12 protein-coding genes are annotated in these 19,445 nt (G+C 65.9%); 3 read left to right on the forward strand and 9 right to left on the reverse strand.

Going from position 1 to position 19,445, the window contains the following annotated elements; all coding sequences use genetic code 11:
- Positions 1-162 precede the first annotated feature (162 nt).
- Positions 163-2,778: an NACHT domain-containing protein gene (locus HNR30_RS45485; RefSeq protein WP_181616459.1), complete on the forward strand. Its 2,616-nt coding sequence runs from the start codon at positions 163-165 to the stop codon at positions 2,776-2,778.
- Positions 2,779-3,044: 266 nt separating this feature from the next.
- Here the strand turns inward: HNR30_RS45485 and HNR30_RS50810 are convergent, their stop codons facing one another.
- The 3 genes from HNR30_RS50810 to HNR30_RS50820 are packed head-to-tail and all read right to left on the reverse strand — an operon-like array spanning position 3,045 to position 6,133.
- The gene (locus HNR30_RS50810; RefSeq protein ID WP_512699303.1) at positions 3,045-5,039 is read right to left on the reverse strand and encodes a Tn3 family transposase; all 1,995 of its coding nucleotides are present in this window, start codon (positions 5,037-5,039) and stop codon (positions 3,045-3,047) included.
- Positions 5,040-5,046: 7 nt separating this feature from the next.
- Positions 5,047-5,739: a hypothetical protein gene (locus tag HNR30_RS50815; RefSeq protein WP_512699304.1), complete on the reverse strand. Its 693-nt coding sequence runs from the start codon at positions 5,737-5,739 to the stop codon at positions 5,047-5,049.
- Positions 5,639-6,133 carry a DUF4158 domain-containing protein gene (locus HNR30_RS50820; RefSeq protein ID WP_512699305.1) on the reverse strand — a complete coding sequence of 165 codons (495 nt, stop codon included), beginning with the start codon at positions 6,131-6,133 and terminating at the stop codon, positions 5,639-5,641. Before HNR30_RS50820 ends, HNR30_RS50815 begins: the two co-directional genes overlap by 101 nt.
- Positions 6,134-6,477: 344 nt before the next feature.
- Here HNR30_RS50820 and HNR30_RS45495 point away from each other — a divergent pair, with 344 nt between their 5' ends.
- Positions 6,478-7,191: a DUF4240 domain-containing protein gene (locus HNR30_RS45495; RefSeq protein ID WP_181616460.1), complete on the forward strand. Its 714-nt coding sequence runs from the start codon at positions 6,478-6,480 to the stop codon at positions 7,189-7,191.
- Here HNR30_RS45495 and HNR30_RS45500 read toward each other — a convergent pair.
- Positions 7,186-8,268, reverse strand: coding sequence for a coiled-coil domain-containing protein (locus HNR30_RS45500; RefSeq protein WP_181616461.1), 1,083 nt, complete (start codon positions 8,266-8,268; stop codon positions 7,186-7,188). The genes HNR30_RS45495 and HNR30_RS45500 overlap by 6 nt on opposite strands.
- Before the next feature lie 538 nt (positions 8,269-8,806).
- Here HNR30_RS45500 and HNR30_RS45505 point away from each other — a divergent pair.
- Positions 8,807-9,712, forward strand: a complete 906-nt coding sequence (locus HNR30_RS45505; protein ID WP_181616462.1) for a site-specific integrase — start codon at positions 8,807-8,809, stop codon at positions 9,710-9,712.
- A 402-nt stretch (positions 9,713-10,114) separates the two neighbouring features.
- On the opposite strand, the gene HNR30_RS45510 is transcribed toward HNR30_RS45505, so the two are convergent.
- The 5 genes from HNR30_RS45510 to HNR30_RS45530 all read right to left on the reverse strand — a co-directional run bounded on the left by HNR30_RS45510 (position 10,115) and on the right by HNR30_RS45530 (position 19,263).
- Positions 10,115-10,465 carry a hypothetical protein gene (locus HNR30_RS45510; protein WP_181616463.1) on the reverse strand — a complete coding sequence of 117 codons (351 nt, stop codon included), beginning with the start codon at positions 10,463-10,465 and terminating at the stop codon, positions 10,115-10,117.
- 696 nt (positions 10,466-11,161) lie between these two features.
- A complete protein-coding gene (locus HNR30_RS45515; RefSeq protein WP_181616464.1) occupies positions 11,162-11,533 on the reverse strand; it encodes a hypothetical protein in 372 nt (123 codons plus the stop codon).
- 60 nt (positions 11,534-11,593) lie between these two features.
- A complete protein-coding gene (locus HNR30_RS45520) occupies positions 11,594-11,800 on the reverse strand; it encodes a hypothetical protein (protein ID WP_220134751.1) in 207 nt (68 codons plus the stop codon).
- Between the two features lie 127 nt (positions 11,801-11,927).
- A complete protein-coding gene (locus tag HNR30_RS45525; RefSeq protein WP_181616465.1) occupies positions 11,928-12,440 on the reverse strand; it encodes a S1 RNA-binding domain-containing protein in 513 nt (170 codons plus the stop codon).
- Positions 12,441-12,759: 319 nt separating this feature from the next.
- Positions 12,760-19,263: an RHS repeat-associated core domain-containing protein gene (locus tag HNR30_RS45530; protein WP_181616466.1), complete on the reverse strand. Its 6,504-nt coding sequence runs from the start codon at positions 19,261-19,263 to the stop codon at positions 12,760-12,762.
- Positions 19,264-19,445 lie beyond the last annotated feature (182 nt).

The raw sequence follows: 19,445 nt of genomic DNA on the forward strand, positions 1-19,445 counted from the left end.
CCAGCAGCAGGGCTGCCGTGGCGAGCAGATACACCTCGGGAAGATGGAAGGGATCCACCTGGGTCACCTTTCACTGTTGACGATCGGAAGGGCCGGCCGGCCGATGAGTCTTAGTGTCAACGCCCCGAAAGGCCTGCTGAAAGGGTCTGTGGCCGATAGTGAATGGGTGAATGGGTCGCAATGATGGCTGGCAAGAACCGCGACGGAAGCTCGGCCGGTGGCAGCCGTACCAAGGGATTGCCACGGCCGGATCCTTCCCAGGCAGAGCCTGGTCTTCATCTGTGGGCAGGTCTGATCTGTCGTATCTACGATGAGCTATATGACCGGAATAACCCGACTGCTCGGCTCGGACTGAACGAGCTGGCGCAGAAGACGACCTACTCCCCGCCTCGTCTCTCGGCCGTTTTCAACGGCAAGACGCCTTTCGACTGGGTCCTATGCGAACGCATCGTCAAAGCACTAGATGGTCGACCGGCACAGTGGAAGCATCGCTGGCAAGAGGTTGACGACCTCTACAGGCAAGGTAAGACGCTCGGCACCTGGGCACCGCTGCCTGGAATGGACGATGACGGTGACCCCGCGCAGACGCAGGATGACGTACGCGATTGGGATCACCCCTCCTGGCGGGTATGGCGTCGACCTCTGCGTGTGGCGCGCGACCTGTTGGTGACTCCTTGGCGGGCGCTATCTCGGCGGCGCCGTCTCGCCGAGCGGGCACGGCGACGCCACGTGTTCTTGCAACTAGTGCGGGCCCGGGCGGTCGCTCTGCTTGGAGCCTACGAGGAGGGCAGGCCGCTGCCGGCGCACTTCGCCAAGCGCGCCACCAGGCCAGGTGAGGAACCGCGGCCATATCCGGATGGCACCACCGTGACGCAGGTGTTCGAGGATTGTGCGGAGAATCTGCTGCTGATCAGTTCGCCGGGCCTGGGTAAAACCACTCAGTTGGCGCTGTTGGCCGAGGAACTCGTTCAGCGCGCGTTGGCTGCTGAGCCCGACCAGGAAGCGGTCGTGCCGATCCTGGTTAGCTTGTCCAGCTATCACGGTCAGCCGTTCGAGGAGTGGTTGGTCGGCGAGATCAGCACCGCCTACGACATCGCTCCGGCAGTGGTTCGGGTGCTGCTGGCGGGAACTCATCCCCGAGCAGCCGGACGGAGGCAAGACACCGATGATGTTTTGCTTCTATTCGATGGTCTTGACGATGTCCGAGATCAGGAGCATCGGCGTGAGTGCGCGAGGCAGTTGATCGGCTTTCGACGGCGCTGCGTCGGTATGGTGCTCACCTGTCGAAGCCGCGACCGCCGATTGGCAGAGACGATCAGCGGACTGTACACCGTGATCATTGATCAACCCACCGAGCAGGACGTTCGCTGGTATCTCACCACTGCCGATTCAGCGCTGCTGGACGTGCGTGAAGCACTGGAGACAGATAATTCGCTGTGGGGTCTGCTGCGCTCGCCGTTGATGCTCTACATCATCGGCCGCACGTACGCAGGGCGTCGGGCCGTCGAGCTCCGCCAACACGGCACGATACAAGAACGCCAGGGCCGAATCTTCGACGCCTACATCGACCGAATGCTGTATGAGCATCGCACTGGCCGCTATTCCGCCGAGCAGATCATCACCTGGCTCACGTGGCTCGCGCGCACCCTCACCGCGCGCGGAGAGCAGGCGTTCTATCTAGACCGTCTGGATGAGTCATGGGCGCCCTCGCGAAGTACCATCATGCTGAGAGTGGTGCACAAATGGGTATTTCAGTACTCGGTCTTTGGCCTTGCCCTGATATGGCTGACGATTGCCCACACCCTCGGCGTCTTTACGGTGTCCGACCCGCTGGCTACAGCAAAGGCTGTTGGGCTCTCTGCTGGCATGCTGATCTTCTTCACGATATTCGCCTACCGCAAGGTCAAGCCCACCAACGCCCGCACCAACGCTGTGGCACTTGCTGTTCTGTTGGCCACTAGCGCGCCATCAGACTTCTTGGGTGGAGATGGGCGAGTCTTTCAGCTCCTGATGGTAGCAATTATGTTCGCTCAAGTATTCGTCACAGACGGGCTGCTCCTGACAAACAGATCTCCGGTTGAGGAGCTGAAATGGACGTGGCGACCGCGCCTGCGCGGACTTACAGGAGCCGGCGAGCCTACCTACGCTCTGATCGGCATCGCCATAGGCCTGGCCAGTGTCGCCCTCTTTGGATGGTTTATTGTCACCGCTTTCGAGTTGCTTACCCCCGACTCGAGCAGTAACCCCATCTTGATCACCGTGGCATTGGCGATCGGTTTGCTCTATCTGTTCGTCGCCGACCACTTCGAGCCCAGCCTGCAAGACGTACGCGACCGTCCGAATGAGGGCATTCGCCGTTCCTTCAAATACGCCTGTATCATCGGCTCTTGTTCAGGTATCGCCATGGGCATGATTTATGTCGCCCTCGTCCGACTGGCTCTGCCGGACATCCCCTGGCGAAGCGCGTGGCTTTTGGGCGTTCTGCTAGCTGTAGTGTGCGGTTGGTCGCACGGTTACCGTTTCGGTGGAGTCGCCTGCGTCTATCACTGGGCCGTGCGCATGAGCCTTGTCCGCAGCAAGATCATCCCACTGGACTATCTGCGCTTCTTGCATGAGGCTGAACAGCGTATTCTGATCCGCAGGATCGGAAACGGATTCGTCTTTCCACATCGGCTCCTGCTGGAACATATGGCCATCTCGCCCGAAGCTCTGCTGGAACGCCTCCAGCGCCATTCTGCTGTCCCTGGCGACGATGCGCCGATGCGTGGGCAGGAATGAAGGCCAGGTGAGGGGTAGCTGTGCTGATCGTTGGTGGGCAGCAAAGTGCTCGGACCGCGATTGTGGCCTGCTATCAGAGTGGCTGATTCCTGCGGGCCGAGAGCCGTCCCTGGTGTGCTCGATCTTCGTTTCGCAACCTCTTGCGAACATCCTTTCAGTCCGGTGCTCACGTTAAGTGTTGTGGCATGACCAGGGTCTGCAGGAATCACAGCATGAATAGATGCACGTCACAGACAGGATGATGGCCGCCGCGCCGCAAAAGGGGTCTACACGCCCTCCTCCTCCACCACCGCGTCCGCGCCGTCGGGGATCTCGCCGAGCCGGCGCAGGCCTTCGGCCGGGGCAGAGGAGGCGATGGCATAGCGGCCCAGGACGTTGAGGTGGGCGTGACCAAGCGGGCTGAGCCGGGCGGCATCCTCGTCCTTGACCGGCACATCATGGGCGCGCAGCTGGTCGACGGCGGCCGACAGGTACTTGGAGTTCCACAACGCGACCGCGTTGACCACGAGCCCCAACGCGGCCAGTTGATCTTCTTGTCCTTCGCGGTAGGCCTGCCGGATCTTCCCGCCGTTACCGTGGCAGATCTTGCGGGCCAGCCGGTGCCGGGATTCCTGCACGGTGAGCTGCTTGTTGAGTTTGCGCCGGTAGGTGTCGTCGATCGGGTCCAGGATCGACAGCAGGTGCAGGGTCTTGTCGATGCGGCCGTACTCTGCGAACGCCTGCCCCAGCGGGGTCGGGCGCCCGTTGCGGGCGAACATGCGCAGCAGGTCGTAGGCGCGCACCTGGTTGGTCACCAGCGATCCGGCGACCCGGGTCATGTCCGCCCACTGCGTCGCAATCTTGCTCCGGTTGATCTTGTTGCGGGCGATCGCCTCCAGCAGACCGTACGCCGGCGTCGTCCCGTCGGGCAGGTCGGCACGCCAGAACCGCTGGTCGCCCAGGTCAGCGAAGCGGGGCGCGATCCGGTACCCGAGCATGGAGATGCCGAACACCATGTCGCTATCGCTGGCCTGATCCGTCGTGACCAGCTCGGGTTTCGGCCCGGCATCGATATTGATCAGGCAGTCCAGGATGTACAGCGAGTCGCGTAGGGTGCCCGGCACGACCACCTGCCCGATCCCCATCACCTGGTCGTTCACCGCGTTGAGGAGGGTCAGGCCGCGTTTGTAGCCGAAGTACTTCGGCGAGGGGGCGGCGTTGATCGTCTGCACCGGGACCACGAAGCGCAGCCCGTCGACCGAGGCCAGCAGGCCGCCGCCCCACAACTTCACGATCGGCACACCGCGCTGGGCCTCGATGAGGATCGCGTTGGCCGCAGCATGCGTCTCGGCGCGCACGTAGTTCTGGTCGACGTGCGACAGGCGGCCGCGCGTCAGCGCCTCGTCCCCGTCCTTGATCACCGGGGTGAGGCCGACGTTGCAGGCCTCGCTGATCAGCAGCGCGGCCAGGGAGCGCGGCAGGTCGTGCATGCGGGTGGAGATGTCGGCCAGATGCGTATAGGCGTCCAGGAAACCGGTCCAGGAGTGCACCTCCAGCAGCAGCTCGGGCAGGTCGATGCGGGGCAGCATCGCCTGGCAGGCCGCGCGCAGCCACTTCAACGACGCGCTCTCGCCGAGCGCGCCGAGCTTTTCCACCGACAAGCGGGCGTGCCCGTCTGCCGGGTTGATGACCCGCACCAGGGCGTCGTCACCGGCTTCTTCAAGTCGGCCGGCCATCTGCTTCCACGCCGCATCCAGCGCCAGCAGCTTGGCATCCAGATGGGCATCGACCGGGTCGGTCAGCGACAGCGAGGCCAGCACATCCTCGCTGATCGCCTCCCACGCCAGGCCGTCCAGCAGATGGGCGCGCGGATCGGCCCAGCGTAGCGACGGGGCGGCGAACACGTCCCGCACCTGCAGCGCACGAAACAGGCCCTCCAACACGCACACCACGTACGCGTCGCGATCGACCGCGCCCGCCGGCAGGTCGGGGTTGGCGAAGATGGGCCGCCTCCATGCCGCGCTCACCAGCGAGGCGTCGATCTCCTTCGGCAGCAGCGGCTTCTTGCCGACCTGCCGGCGCGCCAGCTCCGGCAGGCGCCGCACCGCGGCCAGCACCTTGCGGCCGCCCGCCGCCGCCCCCAACGCTCGTGATTCTCCCAGCAGCTTCAAGAACGGCCGGACGGTGTTGTACTTGTCCACCAGAGCGGCGCGCAGCGCCGCCTCCGCGGCCCCGTCGTCTTCCGGCACGAGCTCCTCGACCTGCTCCAGCGCGGCCAGCACCTGCTCCTTACTCGCGCCGGCCTGCGCGGCGACCGCCGTCCAACGCGGCCACGTCCAGATCGGCGCCCACCTCGGCCACCAGGTCCAGCTGCTCCACCAGCACCCGGCCCGCCCGCGACAGCAGCTTGGAGGCCTTCTCCAACTTCGGCAGCATCGCCATCCGCTCACCTGCCGACTTGCGCCGCGCCGGCGAGATCAACCGGGTGGCCATCAGCAGCGCGAACAGATCCAGCGCGTCGTCGATCGCCTCGGCCTCCAGCGACCGGGTCGCCCCCAGCATCGTGGCCGTCTTGCGTGGCTCGTTCAGCCGGGCCAGCAGCGGCGCCTTGCTGCCCGCTCCGTATTTGGCCAGCGTCTTCATCCGGCGCACCGGCACCTTGTCGATGCGCACCCGCCCCAGCCGGAACGCCGCGATGTCGTCCACCCGTTTGTGCGCCTTGGCCATCTCGGTGCCCGAGTGCCGCTTGGGCGCCTGCCGCAGCCGCTCCAACTCCGAGATCCGCGCCCCTTCGGGAACCACCAGCAACCCCGACAACGCTCGTGGCAACCCCGCATCAGCGCGCTCAACCTGCCGAGCCACCGTCGCATATAGACGCTCATCAGCCCGCTCCCGCACTGAGCCGACCAGCCGCTCCAGCACCGTCACCCCCGGCAGCAGCACCCGATGCCGGCGCAGCCATGCCACCGACTGATCGAACAACGCCGTCGGCCCCTCGGCATGCGTCCACGCGCGACCGTGCAGGAACGTCAAGAACCGCTTCGACAACACCCGGCCCTCCCACGACCTCCCGGTCGTCGAAGTCGTGGAAGCCGTAGACATCTCGGATCATCCACGCATGCTCATAAGCCGTCTTCGACCGCTCCCCGTACCGTTTCACCTGCGAGGGATCCCCGATGCCCAACTGCTCTGCCAGGTAGTCCACCACCGGCCACGGCACCTCAAGCGGGTCCTCCAGGAACAGCCCCTTGTGTCGGACCGTCCCGATCTGGACCGCCACGCCAAGGCGATGTGAATTCTGGCGCGAGCGCGCGATCACTTCCCGGTCGAAGGCGTCCAGGAAGAAGAACTTCTCCATGTCCGGCAGCGACGGCATCTCACCGAAGGTCGCGTACGCCGTCCTCTACTCATCAGACAGAAACTCTGCAGGCATGACCGAAGACCGTAGGCACACCACCTAGCGCCCGGTAACAACCGGAAACACACCACAAGTCCAGATCTTGAACGGAAATGATCACCCGCAGGACGACCTGCCGAAGCGTCCAGTTAAGTTACTCGCCGGTACCGCCAACGGCTGTCCGCAGGTTCCTCAACCCCGGATCCATCCGGTGATGGCCAGGGCGAGCGCGAGCGGAAGGGCGGGCCACCACCAGGCCAGTGGCTGCCTCGCCCTTCGGCCGGAACCAGTGCCAGTGCAAGAATCTGCCAAGATCAGATGTCATGGACGTGGACGGCTTCTGGGATCTGGTCGAGCGCTCCGCCCAGGAAAGCAGCAACCGTGAGGACCGTGTCGCCTGGCTCGAAGATCAGCTTTCCCGCCTGCCCGCTGAGGAGATCGTCGACTTCGAGGCATGGTTCACCATCAGCGCCGACCGCGCCTGCACCTGGGAGCTGTACGCGGCCTGCTGGATGATCACCACTTCGGGCTCCTCCGACGGGTTCGAGTGCTTCGTCGACTGGCTAATCAGCCTCGGCCGTGCGGCCTTCGACAAGGTGATGGACTGCCCCGACCACATCATCGACCTTCCGGAGGTCCAGCGGTTGTTCGAGATGTCACGTACCTTCACCCGTCGTCGGATATCGCGGTCCCGCGACGGGGGCATCCGCCTCATCCGGCTGATCCGGACACGGCGGGTCTGTTGGCCTGATGAGGACTGGCCCGGGTTCAAATCGTTCTCCTACGCCGCCACCCATGCCTACGAGCAGGTCATGGGCAGCGACCGCGCACATCCTGCCGAAGCGCTCCGGGCACGGGGAATCACCAGTGCCTTCTCTTTCCTCAGCCTTGTCGCCCAGTCCAACGGCGAAGAATGGGACTTCAGCGTCTCGGCGGAGCTCATGCGCCGCCTTCCCCGACTTGCCCGCCACTACGGCATCGCCGCCGAAGCCGCTGCCGAACCTGCTGCCGATGCTGGTCCACGCCGGGGCTCATGAGGGCTCAGACTGGTGACCCGTCGTCAAGGCTGCGGTGAGCTTGGCCAGTTCGTCGCGTAGTCGCACTGACTCGGCGGCGGCAGAGGCGGCGGCACGCTCGGCGTCGGTGCGGGCTTGCTCGGATACGGCTACCGCAACGGCTCCGTCGGTGACGGCCTGCTCGCGCCGTAGTTGTTCGGCGGCCAGGGCCTGGCGGAGTCTGTCGCCTTCGTGCGCGCTCGCAGCCGCTGCCCTGCGGGCCTGGTCACGCTCGTGCTCGGCCACCGCCACGGCGGTGACGGCCTGCTCGCGGCGCTGTTGTTCGGCGGCCAGGGCCTGGCGGAGCCTGTCGCCTTCGTGCGTGTGCGCGGCCACCGCACCGCGCGCTTGATCGCGCTCGCGCTCGGCCTCGCGGGTCTGGCGCTCCTGCTCGTCAAGCCGGCCTTGAAGCTCGGCAAGCTCACTGAGGCGCGCTTCGGCCTGCTGCTCCAGTTCGGCGACCCGGGTGGTGGCGGTGGCGCTCAGGGTGGCCATCCGGTCGCTGTGCTCTTGGGCGGCGGCACACGCGGCTTCGGCGTGGCGTTGGCGGGCTTCGGCTTCGGTGGCGGCCTGCTCGGCCTGGACGCGGGCGCCTTCGTGCTCGCCGACCTGGCGCCAGGCTTCCTGCTCACGCTCCTCGGCGCGATCGCGGGCAGCCTCGGCCTGCTGCCGGGCCTGCTCGGCCGCGGCGATCCGTGCGGCGGCGGTGTTGGCTGCGGCGGTCGCCTCCTGTTCGGCGGCCGCGGCGGAGGCGCGGGCTTCCTCGGCGGCCTGTTCAGCCGCCTCGACCTGGGCCAGAGCCCCGGTGCTCAGCTCGGCCAGCTGGGCACGTAGCGCCTCCTGCGCGCTCTGCCAGTGGGCGCCCGCGGCCAGCAGTGGCGCCAGGAGGTCCTCAACGCGCAGCAGTGCATTGGCGACCGGGGCGGCATGGGCGGTGGTGCGCGCTCGGTAGGCGGCGGCGCGGCAGGCGTCGCTGCAGTACTTGGCGCGGCTGCTGCGGCCGGGCAGAGTGTGCGCGCATCCGGGGCCGGCGCACCGCGGCTCGACTGACGGTGCCACGGACGGCGCCACAGACGTTGCCCCGGACGGTGCCCCGGACGTCGACGGCGCCGCTACCGACACGTCGCCGGGGGCGGCGGGGAGCGGGGGACTGGCGGGAGGCACGCTCGCCGGCGACCTGTCATCGATGCCGGTCCGGTCGGCTCCAACGTGCGGTGCGGTGGGGCGCTGATCTGTCACACCGATCAGCGTATCGTTCGTTACGTTCGAACGCTGCATTCCCGTGCGTTCGCGAACGGACTGACGTCAGGTCTAGCCTGTGATAACCTTCCTTATCGCAGGTTAGAAGCGGCATGATCGCCACCCGCCGAGAAGGGACGAAACGGACATGGGGGAGCGGGTTCGACCGCCGGACGCGGGGGAGGGGCAGCACCACCCCGACGAGCAACGGAAAGCCGAGCGACGACCACCCGCGCCAGCGCACAGCTTCCCGTCCACGACCACCCCCGCGGCCAGGCATCCGGCTGGAGACGGGACGACTCACACAGGTGCCGACTTCGCGCTCAGCGCCGAAACCCGACGGCTGATCGCCGAAGGCGTGCCCGCCAACACCCGCCGCGCCTACGCGCGACAGTGGAGCGCCTTCGTCGCCTGGTGCGCCGCCCAGGACCGCCAGGCCCTGCCCGCCACCGGGGAGAGCCTGGCCGAATATGTCGCCCAGTTGTGCGCCGCCGGCCAGGCCTCGGCCAGCATCGAGCAGGCACTGGCCGCGGTGCGCACCATGCACCGCCTGTCCGGACATACCGGTCAGCCCTCCACCGAAGCCGCCCGGCTCGTGCTGCGCGCCTACAAGCGCCAGCGCGCCGAAAGCGGCAACCGCGCCCAGCGTGAAGCGCCGCCGATCACCATCGACGCGCTCCGAGCCATGATCGCCGCCTGCGACCTGACCACGGTGATCGGGCTTCGGGACCGGCTGCTTCTGGTGCTCGGCCTGGCCCTGATGGGCCGCCGCAGCGAACTCGTCGCCCTGAACCGGGACGATGTGCGCGAAGTGGCCGACGGCCTGGAAGTGTCCATCCGCACCTCCAAGACCGACAAGGACTCCCGCGGCGAAACCATCGCCCTGCCACGCGGCACCCACCCGCTCACCGACCCGGTGGCCGCCTGGCGCGACTGGCTCGCCGTCCTGGATCGGGCCGGACTGTTCGACGGACGGCTACTGCGACGCGTGAACCGGCACGGTGGCCTGGGCCCCTCGCTGGGTGCCGACGCGGTCAACGTCATCGTCCGCGACCTGGCCCTGCGCGCCGGCGTCCCGTCGGCCGAGACGGTCACCGCGCACAGCCTGCGCGCCGGCGGCGCAACCGTCGCCTACGCCGCCGGCGTCCCGGTGGCCGTGATCGCCAAGCACGGCCGCTGGGCGCCCACCTCCCCGGTGGTGCTGCGCTACATCCGCGCCGTCGACCGCTGGCGCGACAACGCCATGCGTAACGTCGGCCTATGACGTCAATCTGGCGCGAGGGCATCCCGGGGGGCGCGGCAGAGGATCCTGACTGCGAGCGGGAGACTGCTGGTTAGCTTTGTACTCTCCTCTACCACCGGACGATGGATTACGGGTCATCGGCATTCATGTAGAGCAGGTCCAAGCGGCCGTCATCGCGGGCGATCACCTTGCGCAGCCCTCTGCCCGTCGTGGTCGGTGGAGACATGCTCATGGTCTATGCGGCGGTGCGCTCCTCGCAGATCAGAGCTCAATAGGGGGGCTCGGACCGTTTCGTCCGCAGACGAGCGGAGACGGCAGGCGGCAGTCACTACCTGATCACCAAAGGCTTCTCCGGTAGGCGCGAAGTCCTCTGCATGGGACATCTTGATCAAGGGGTGACGCGCCATTCCTTGGCGTGCTCGATCAGGTGGTTGTCTCGGCCCGCAGCACCTCTTCCCGCAAGACACGCGCCAGATCCTTGGCATCGGCGTTGTGGCTGGTCTGGCGTCGGACTTCCCGCCGAATCGTGTCCAGCACGGTGTCGGAGAGAATGACTTGGGCCAGCGAGCGCGGCGAGGTGGCGGCCCGGGCCTTCCAGAGATCGTCGATGAGGCGGCGCTTGAATGCGTCCTTGCTGAGGAAGAAGAGTGAGTCTGCCTTGGACGCTGGGGTGCTGTCGCTCAGCAGGTCCACTTCGAAAGCTAGGTCGACCTCCACTGGCAGGCCGCCGGTGAGGTGATAGACCTGCCAGACCTGGCCGTTGGTGAGGATCATCCATTCCACACCTTCGTTGACCGCGTACATCTGGACTTGGCGCAGGTGCTTGATGCCCAGCTTCTGGGTGCAGCGCTTGACCTCGATAAACGCGACAAAGCTGCTTGTCGATGCGGATCCCGTAGTCTGCGAATTCGCCCTTTACCTGATATTCAGTGGTCAGTTCATCGTACTTGTCGTAGCCCAGGCCGTTACAGAGGAAGTCGGTGACAAGGAGTCGGGTGTCTCCTTCGTTGGCATCGCGCGCGACCAGGTCGGCCAACGGCTTGGAGTAGCGGCGGATAGCTGCCTTGACCCGATCGCGGGCATCAGTCTCCCACTTGGGTGCGGAGCGAGCCGGAGTGGACTTCTTCGCGAGGACAGGCACTTCATCGCGGACCTTCACAGGTATCGTGGCCCCGTCGCTGACGGCTGCTGAACCCCTCTGCTGCTCGCTCATGCTAGGCGCCCCTTCTGCGTGCTGGAAGGCGTCAACGTATCGAGCGCGCTGAGGTGGCCGGGTCTCGTTTTGACTGGCTGAGACCGGATCGTCACAAGATCAACTTTTCGGCTATCCGTAACATTTGATTTGAGTCGAGTTATTCCTGAAGTAAGTCGGCTAAGAGCTCCTAACAGAATGATCGCTGTCGTGGTTTGATCTCTCGCTATTGCGGAGCGGAAGTAGCTGATGGCGAAGCAGAAGCCCTGGGAGATCAGCTACGAAATTATGGCGGCCATCGAGCCGCTGCTGCCGCATCGACGGCGGAGATTCCGGCACCCGGACCGCAGGGAGGCGGGCAGACGGTCGGCGTATCCGCAGCGTGCCGCCGACCTGAGCAAGTGAGCGATACGGCCGAACTGGTAGACCATCACGCTCGCGCCGTCCAGGAGTTGCCAGTGCGCCATCCAGGCCATCTCCAGCCGGAAGCGGTCGGGCAGGTCACGCAGGTCCAGCGTGAAGCTTCCCGCGGGACGGTCGGTGTGGCCGGTGAGACCCGGGCCGATGATCTCCCCGCGCCAAGCGTGCGGGAGGTCGCTCTCCAGCCTGGCCAGCGGGCCGTAGGCAGGCTCTCGCAGCCCTCCCTGCACCGGGAGACAGGAAGTGCGTCTTGGGGCGTGACCTGGGGTTCGTTAGTCATCGGCGGCGTGCTACTCCTTGATGTACTGCTTCCAGTTGGCCGCCGTGCGCAAGGCGGCGTCCTCGCTCACCCAGCCGTACAGGTCCAGCGTCGTCTGGACGTGGGCGTGCCCGAGCCGCCGTGAGACGGCCCAGTCGGGCGTGCCGCCCGGCACCGCGATGGCACCGGAGCCCGGACCGACCGGGCGCTTCGCCGAGCGGGCCGGCGTCTCCATCACAGCGTCAGGGATGGGCTGCGCCTGTCGTCGATGGCCAGGGCGGTCGAGCGGACACAGTGCCCGCGGGCCCGCGAGCGCACCACGGCCGGGGCAGATCAGGCTGATGTCGGCGAGCGGTGCGCCGAGTCTATGGCAGAACGAGTCGAATTCTGCTGCGAATTATATTGATGTCTGTGACTTTTACCGCGATTTCCGAACCAAGGGATGGTAGGGAAATGATGCCCCGATTTGTGAATTCAGCTTCTGGGATCAGGCCTTCAACTCCGTCGTCGACACGAACGAACACGCCAAATGGCACCACTTTGCTGACGCGACCCTGAACGATACAGTCAAGTTTTGTTCGTGCAAATTCAAGCAAGGGCTGAGGCTGGAGTTCTTTGAGTGAAAGAGACACTCGTTCGCGGTCTAGATCTACATCTAGGACCATGACTGCAAGCTCTTGGCCTACCTCGACAATTTCGGCTGGACTAGCAAAGTGTCGCCAGGCTAGATTAACTACCGAGATGAGCCCGTAGATGCCGCCTAGATCAACGAAGGCGCCGTAAGTCCCGACGGCGGTAACCGTGCCCCTCTGGACCTGTCCGGACTCCAAGGCGCCGAGACGTGCCCGGCGTGCTTCAGGGTCGACTCTTTTGTCCACGTCGAAGATCCTTGTCACGTGCATGTCGCGAGAAAGTTGGGCAGTGCGAAATTCATCTTCGCGGAATCATACTAGCTCTCCGCCGCTTGAATGTGGTGGTTACCCATGAATCCACCTCCCGCGATGGACGCATTCTATCAGGTCCCGGCGTGGTATCTGTGTGGTAAATCGCTGCAGGATTACAGGATCGGTGCGGCGGCGTTCGATGATGAGCTTCCCCGATGGTGGAACCGATAGGAAAGCTCATCGACGAGCTGGAAGTTCAGATTCCTAGCATTGGGTAATTTCTGCTAGTCGCACGCATAGGGTGTTAGTAGGGTCACCATTTGTAGCCGTTCCCTAGGTCGTCCTGATAATAGTTGATCCATCGAACTCCGCCGATGTACGAGTTGAAGCGAGGGATTTCATTGCGAGGAATGAGCCACTGGTATTGATCTGGGCGGTTGTCGTGAGTGCGCATGTATCTTCCCGGCGGGAATGCCCTTAGAAAACCGGGCTTCATCGTGTATTCGTGATAGCCGTCTTCATGTGTGCCGATGGCTGCATACTTCTGTGCCACTTCCTCGCTGTCGCCAAGGTATGCGGTTCCCTCATATCCGGGCACCCCGGTGTCGGGGTGATTTGCAGGATTGAGTCCGGCGGCTTCGCTCCATCGATTGCCCTTGGCCGGCGCGCGATACAGCTGGTAGGGGGAGTCCTCATCGGTGGTCGTGGCAGAAGAGTCCTGGCAGCCTGCTGCGCCGGGCGTGTCTCCGCAGAGGCTGAGCAGCATGAGGAGCGGGCTGCCGATCCTCAGGATTGACCAGACGTTCAGCCCCGAGGTGACGTTGGTCGCCCCGGTGCCCAGTGGGCCAACAGGCTTGACCGGGGTCTTCGGAGCCACGACAAGCGCAGGCGGCGTCGGATCGTCCTTCTTCTTATCCTTCTTAGGGGCGTCGCCGCTGCCGGACTCCCAGACGTGGCCGCGTTTAGCGAATTTGCTGCCCGGTTCGTACTCTTCGCCGCGGTAGGGCTTGCCGTTGCGTTTCTTGCCGTAGTGCTTGCCGCTGCTGGTTGTGCCTGTGCCGTCGCTGTTGTGGGTGGCGCCCTTGGTCTGCTTGTACTTGCCCTTCTTGTTCTTCTTGGAAGGAGAGATGTACTCGTCGTACTTGCCGTAGCAGTCGTCGGCGCAGGCGTTGTTGGTGTAGTAGTTGAGGCCGCTGGGGTCGGCGTAGTTAATGGGGTTGTTGCCTGCGTAGGTGTAGCCGTGCAGCTGCTGCGGGTTGGACAGGTCCAGGATCGGGTCGACACTGATGAAGCGGCCGGTGGCTGGATCGTATTCGCGGGCGCCGAGGTGGGTGAGGCCGGTGCTGGTGTCGCGAGTGCCGCCGACGAAGCCCTTCTCGCCAGTCCAGATGCCGACGTTGGTGCCGCGGACGCCACCGAAGGGTAGGGAACGGGTCTGCGCCAGGGACTGGTCGGTGGCGTCGATCTGGAGTTGGCCGGTGCCGTGATGGTCGGCGAGGACGAAGTCCAAGCCGGTGGCGGTGCGGACGGCTACTGTTTGGCCGGCGTGGGTGTAGTAGCGGGTGCAGGTCAGGACTTGGCTGGTTTTGTTGAGGGCCAGTTCCTGACCGGGGAGGTAGAGCGTGGTGGCTGTGGGGTCCCTGCGGAGGAGCCGGTTGCCGTCGGCGTCGTAGAGATACTCGGTGACCTTGGTGCCCTCGGCGACCTTGGCCAGGTGGCCTTCGGCGTCCCAGTCCAGGGTTTGGGTGGTGGTGCCGAGGACGCGTTTGGTGGTGTTGCCGGCGTTGTCGTAGGTGAAGGTGTCGGTACGCGCGCCCGGGCCGGTCTGCGCGACCTTGGCCAGGGCGTGCGGACTGGTCTTGCCGGAGCTGCCGAGGGGTGCGCTGGGGGTGTAGGTGCGCACCGTGTCGGTGGTGGCGCTGCCGATGGCCTTAAGGGTTTCGGTGGTGCGGCTGCCGCCCTTGTTGTAGGCGTAGGTGTGCCAGTACGGGGCCGGTCCGCCGATGTTGGCCTTGACCGGCGCGGTGGCGCAGCTGGTGGCGCCGGTGACAGTCCAGGCGGCGGTCAGACGCTGCAGATAGTCGTAGGTGAAGCACTGCCGGTCGGCCGGCTTACCTGGGGCGGCGTCGGTGATGGCGGTGAGGGCGCCGGCGTTGTTGTGGGTGTAGGTGACGTCGGCGTCGTTGTTGGCAACGGTTTCGCGGTCGACCATGGCGCGCTTGAGTCGGTGGGTGCCGGGTTCGTATTCGAAGGTCTGCCAGACGAACTTGCCGGTGCGAGCGCCGTAGGTGAGCTGGGCGATCTCGTTGTGGCCGGTGTAGGTGGTGTCGGCGATGTAGGTGGAGATGCCGGTGTTCCACTCCGGCCGGCCGAGCGCGTCGTAGTAGGTGGTGACGTATTCGGCGGGTAGGTCACCCGCCGCCGGGTAGGCGGTGGTGTCGAGGCTGCCGTTGAGGTTGTAGGACTGGCTGGTGACGTAGCTGCCGGCGAGTTTGCCTTCCACCGCCGGAATGGTGATCTTGGTGCCGTACGGGCGGTAGCGCTCGTCGTAGCCGGTGACTTCACTGACGTAGGCGTTGCCGCCGAGGTACCGGGTGGAGGAGGACGGCTGCCCCTTGGCCTTGGTGTCGTAGGTCCAGGCGGCCAGCAGGGTGGTGCCCTGCTTGAGGTCGAGCTTGCGACCGAGCGCGTCATAGCTGGTGGTCAGGGTGATGCCGCGGGCGTCGGTGGTGGTGGCGACCTCGTCGAAGGGGGTGTAGGTGAAGCTGACGGTGCCTTTGTCGGGGTCGTGCCGTCTGCTGATGCGGCCGCGCTCGTCGAACTCGTCGGTCCAGGTGGCGCCGTCAGGGCCGGTGACGATGTTCTGCCGGTCGGCGGCGTCGTAGCTGTACTTGGTCGAGTCGTATGTGGCGGGCAGCGTGGTGGAGAGGTACTGCCGCATTTCCACGGTCCGGCCGCGGGCGTCGATCACGGTCGCGGTGGGGAACGCGCCGGTCGGTGGGGTCACGGTGGTGATCTCGGAGCCGGCGTAGGCGGTGGTGGTGCGCCACTTTTCCGCCCCGGCTGTATAGAGGATGGAGGCGATGGGGCGTTCGACGCCGTCGAACAGCGTCACCGTTTGGGCCGGTGCGGCGTTGTCGGCGATGGCGGCCAGCGTCCCGGCTGGGGCGCCGGTGGCCAGGTAGGCGGCGTTGGCCTTGAAGGCCAGGCCGCGACTATCGTAGAACGATTCGGTGACCAGGCGGCGGCCACTGTCGGCTTCGGCTTGGCTCTGGCGGGTGCGCATGAGCCCGTCCAGTAGCTGGATGCTGGTTGCGTAGGTGGCGGTTGCGTCCGGGCCGCTGCCGCTAGCCGTCCGGATGGTTTCGGTCTTGATGGAGACGGGCGTGCTCGAATTGGCGGCAGGCACCGTGTAGGTGTTGCGGGCCGACGGCGTGGTGGGGTAAGTGGCTTTGTCCCGGCCGGGCAGCCAGCTGGCAGTCATGCGGCCCAGCGGGTCGAATTCGGCCTCGGCGACGTTGTTGTTGGCGTCCACCACCTTGAGTGGGGAGCCTCGGGCAGGGTCGAATGTGGTGGTGGTGGCCAAGCCGGTCAAGGTGCCGGCGACGTTCACCTTGGGGGTAGTGATCGTGGTCGAGGTGAGCTGGCCGTTGGTGTTGTGCTGGTAGGCGGTAGTGGTGGTGCGGTCGTCGGCGCTGGTGGCGGGATCTCCTACGTGGGTGACCGCGATGGGCCGGCCGTAGGAGTCGTAGCTGGTGGTGGTGGTCGTGACGGTGGCGGTCTTGCCGGCGCTTACCCCGGAGAGGGATTCGATCGCCGTGACATTGCCCCTGATGGGGGCCAGGCCGTAGGCCTGCCCGTCGTAGCGGCTCTTGACGTCGGTGATGACCTGGCCGGCGACCAGGTTGGGTTCGGTGCTGGCCGCGTCGTCACAGTCGCGGGCGACGGTGAGCTGACGCATGGCATAGGCAGGCACGTGGGTCGTGCCGAGCGGCGGATAGAACGTGTGGCGGCAGGCATCGTCGGCGGTGGTGGCGATGTCGCCTTCGTCGTCGACGGCGACGACGCGACCGAGGCTGTCGTAGCTGTAGCGGGTTTCGACGGCGCGGGCGGTGCCGTCGGCCTTCTTCGTGCGGACCTTCTCCCAGGCGGTGTCGACCATGTAGGCCTCGACTTCGCCCCAGGAGGCGGTGCGGGTGGCGGTCTTGCGCGACCACGGCTGGGCGATGGTGGAGGAGACTTCTGCGGTGTCGGTGAACGCGCCGTTGAACAGTCGGGTCTCGAGTACACCGCCAGCGAGGTGGTCGGCGTCCTTCACGGTGAGTTCACTGCGGCTGTCGTTGACCGAGACGCTCTGTTTGGGCTGGCCGGCGCCTTGGTAGTTGCCGTCCATGCCGCGCAGATAGGTGACCGACGAGCGTGTGAGCGGCTGGCCGGCGGCGGGGTCACCGACCGTGGTCTCGACCGTGGCAAAGCCGCGCCAATCTGACCAGGTGCGGTATTTATCCTTGGTCAGCCCGTCGTCTTCGGCGTAGCGCCAGGCGGCGCCGCCTTTGTAGGCGTAGGAGGTGATCTTCTGGACGGCGCCGCCGCGCTGGTCGGATTCAACCACGCTGGCCACGACGTGCTTGTGGAACCAGTCCTGGACGGGGTCGGCGTAGCCGGGAGGAGTCCAATACACCGGGTAGCAGCGGCGGGTGTTGGATTTGGCCGCGGGCATGCTGTTGGCGTCGAAGGCACATTCCGGCGCTGCGTAGCTGATGGAGGTGACGCCGCCGGTGCCGTTGTCGATGGCGGTGACGCGGGCGCGCTTGTACTGCGGTAGGTGGTCGACGCCGGTGCCCCCGTTGTCGGGGCTGGCCGAGACGACCCGGTTGTCCATCAGGGTACCGACGAACGTGATCGGAGGCATGGCCAAGGTGCCGCCGACGTGGCCGGTCTGGGTGATGGATTCCAGCCACAGACCCTGCAGGTAGCTCTGCTCGAAAGACCAGGAGTCGACCGCGTCGTAGCCGCTGCCGTTGCGCAGCTGTGTGGTGATCGTGGTGAGGCGCTTGCGGTCGAAGAACGTGGGGGAGACGTTCTCATCGCCGCAGTCGGTGTTGGCCGCGCAGAGACGGTCGTCGGGGTAGTCGGTGCGGTCGGCGACGGTGAAGACGACGCGTGCGGACGCGGGGGTGTCGTAGACGTGGTTGGTGCGCTGACCGTAGTCGATGCGCTTGAGGTAGCCGCCGGAGTGGTAGGGCGTCGCTTCGCCGCTGCCCCAGCCGTTGTAGAACGTCGGCGTGTAGTGGTTGGTTTCCCGGCCGTAGAAGTAGGTGACGGTGTTACCGTCGCTGTCGATGATGTGGTCGAGGTTCCACCGCCAGCCTTGGGCACACCGGGAGCTGGTGATGCCGTCAGCATTGTGGCAGGGCTCGTTGGCGTCATCGCCGTAGACGGGGACGGTCAGCACCGAGTCGGTTTCGTCCTGACCTGCGCTCCAGTCCGCTGGCCGGTTGCGGCCGAAGAAATACTGGGTGCCGTCCTGGCTGGTGACCTTCCAGTATTCGCCGTTATTGTCACCGTTCACGGCCCCGGACAGGCGTTCGATCTTCGATCCGTCGTCCTTTTTGCCGCGCCAGGTGCTGCTGGCGCTGTCCCACACCAGCTGGGTGGCTTGACCGTTGAGCAGCATGGTGGCGTTGTCGGTGCCCCAGCACTGATTGGCTTTCAGGTCGGCGTCGCCGATCTGATCATCGGCGCAGCTGGTGTAGCGGCGTTCGATATACCCGGTCGATAGGTCGAAGCCCTCCCCGACCCAGGAGGCTTGGGCGTTGTCGGCCGCGGTCTTGCCGTCGGTGGAAGCCGACGCATACGACAGTCCCAGCGCCGGCACCAGCCCGCCGGGTACCGGCGGGACTTGCATGGGATAGGACCAGGTGAAGCCGCCGGTGTTGCCGCCGGCCGCCCACGCCGCCGACGGTGACAGGGATGAGGCGGTCCAGTCTCCGCCGGGGCCGGAGGCGCTGGCCTCGGCGGCCAGCACCATCGTCGCGCTCGGCGCGGCGGTGCCAGTGGGTGTGGCACCTTCGCGTCCGGTCTGATCTGCCTGGTTGGCTGGCAAAGTGAGCTGTGCGACGAGCCGCTGGTTGGCGGCGTCGTTGCGGGTTGCCAGCGGCGTGGACTGCTGACACTCAGGCTTATCCGGGGTGATTAGCGCACAGGACGGCAGGAGACGCAGGTGCAAACGAGACGCCCAGTCGCCGCCGTGGGCGTCGGCGATGGCGGAGTAGTCCAGGTGGAATGCGACCGAGGCTGCGCCGGCAACCGGCTCGGTCACCGCGGCGGCGTCTTCGAGGGTGACCAGCAAGCCGTCCACACCAGCAGCCAAGGCCTGTTGCCGATCCTTGAGCTGGACCTTGACGCGGGTGGCCGCAGTCAGCCGCTGCGTGGCCGAACGGGCGGCGCTGGCCTCGGCAGGGCCGATCCAGATCGGAAGGTCACCTGCCCGGGTGAGCCCGGCCGGTTGGACCGCTGCCCGCGATGCGGGCCTGGCAGCAGCATCGGCGGGATCGGCGGCGTCGACGTCGGCGGCGATGAGGTCCACCGTCGCCTCACCACCCTTGGGCCACGAAACCTGGGGCCTGGCCGCATCAGCGGGTGTGCCCTTGTTTCCGCTCGGCAACTGGCGCACTCCGCGGAAGGCGCCAGCTGGCAGCGGCTTTTCCTTGGCGAGCTTGGGCCGACGCTGTTCGGCTTGTTTGGACGGGCTGGGCCGAGTCGCCGCCGCCGCTTCCAACGCCGGTTGCATCATCAACGTCATCGCGGTGGTCATGATGACCGCGACCGCCCCTGATCGGGTCCATCGGTGCCTTAGCGCGCCCACGCAGGGTCCTTCCACAAAACAACGGCAAGAGTGGCGCCAGCTCGTGGCGCGAAAAGCAACAGGAAGTTGATGGGATGAGGAGGACGAAGGCTGAGGCTAGGGCGTCGGGAGGGAACCTCGTCCGACGCCCG

Origin of the sequence: Nonomuraea soli, assembly GCF_013761175.1 — a bacterium.
GTDB classification, from domain to species: Bacteria; Actinomycetota; Actinomycetes; order Streptosporangiales; family Streptosporangiaceae; genus Nonomuraea; species Nonomuraea soli.

Excerpts from the sequence above, each read along its gene's own strand:
- HNR30_RS45485 (WP_181616459.1), top strand. The coding sequence starts at position 163 with ATGGGTGAATGGGTCGCAATGATGGCTGGCAAGAACCGCGACGGAAGC.
- HNR30_RS45510 (WP_181616463.1), bottom strand. The coding sequence starts at position 10,465 with ATGATCCTCACCAACGGCCAGGTCTGGCAGGTCTATCACCTCACCGGC.
- HNR30_RS45495 (WP_181616460.1), top strand. The coding sequence starts at position 6,478 with ATGGACGTGGACGGCTTCTGGGATCTGGTCGAGCGCTCCGCCCAGGAA.
- HNR30_RS45530 (WP_181616466.1), bottom strand. The coding sequence starts at position 19,263 with ATGACCACCGCGATGACGTTGATGATGCAACCGGCGTTGGAAGCGGCG.
- HNR30_RS50820 (WP_512699305.1), bottom strand. The coding sequence starts at position 6,133 with ATGCCGTCGCTGCCGGACATGGAGAAGTTCTTCTTCCTGGACGCCTTC.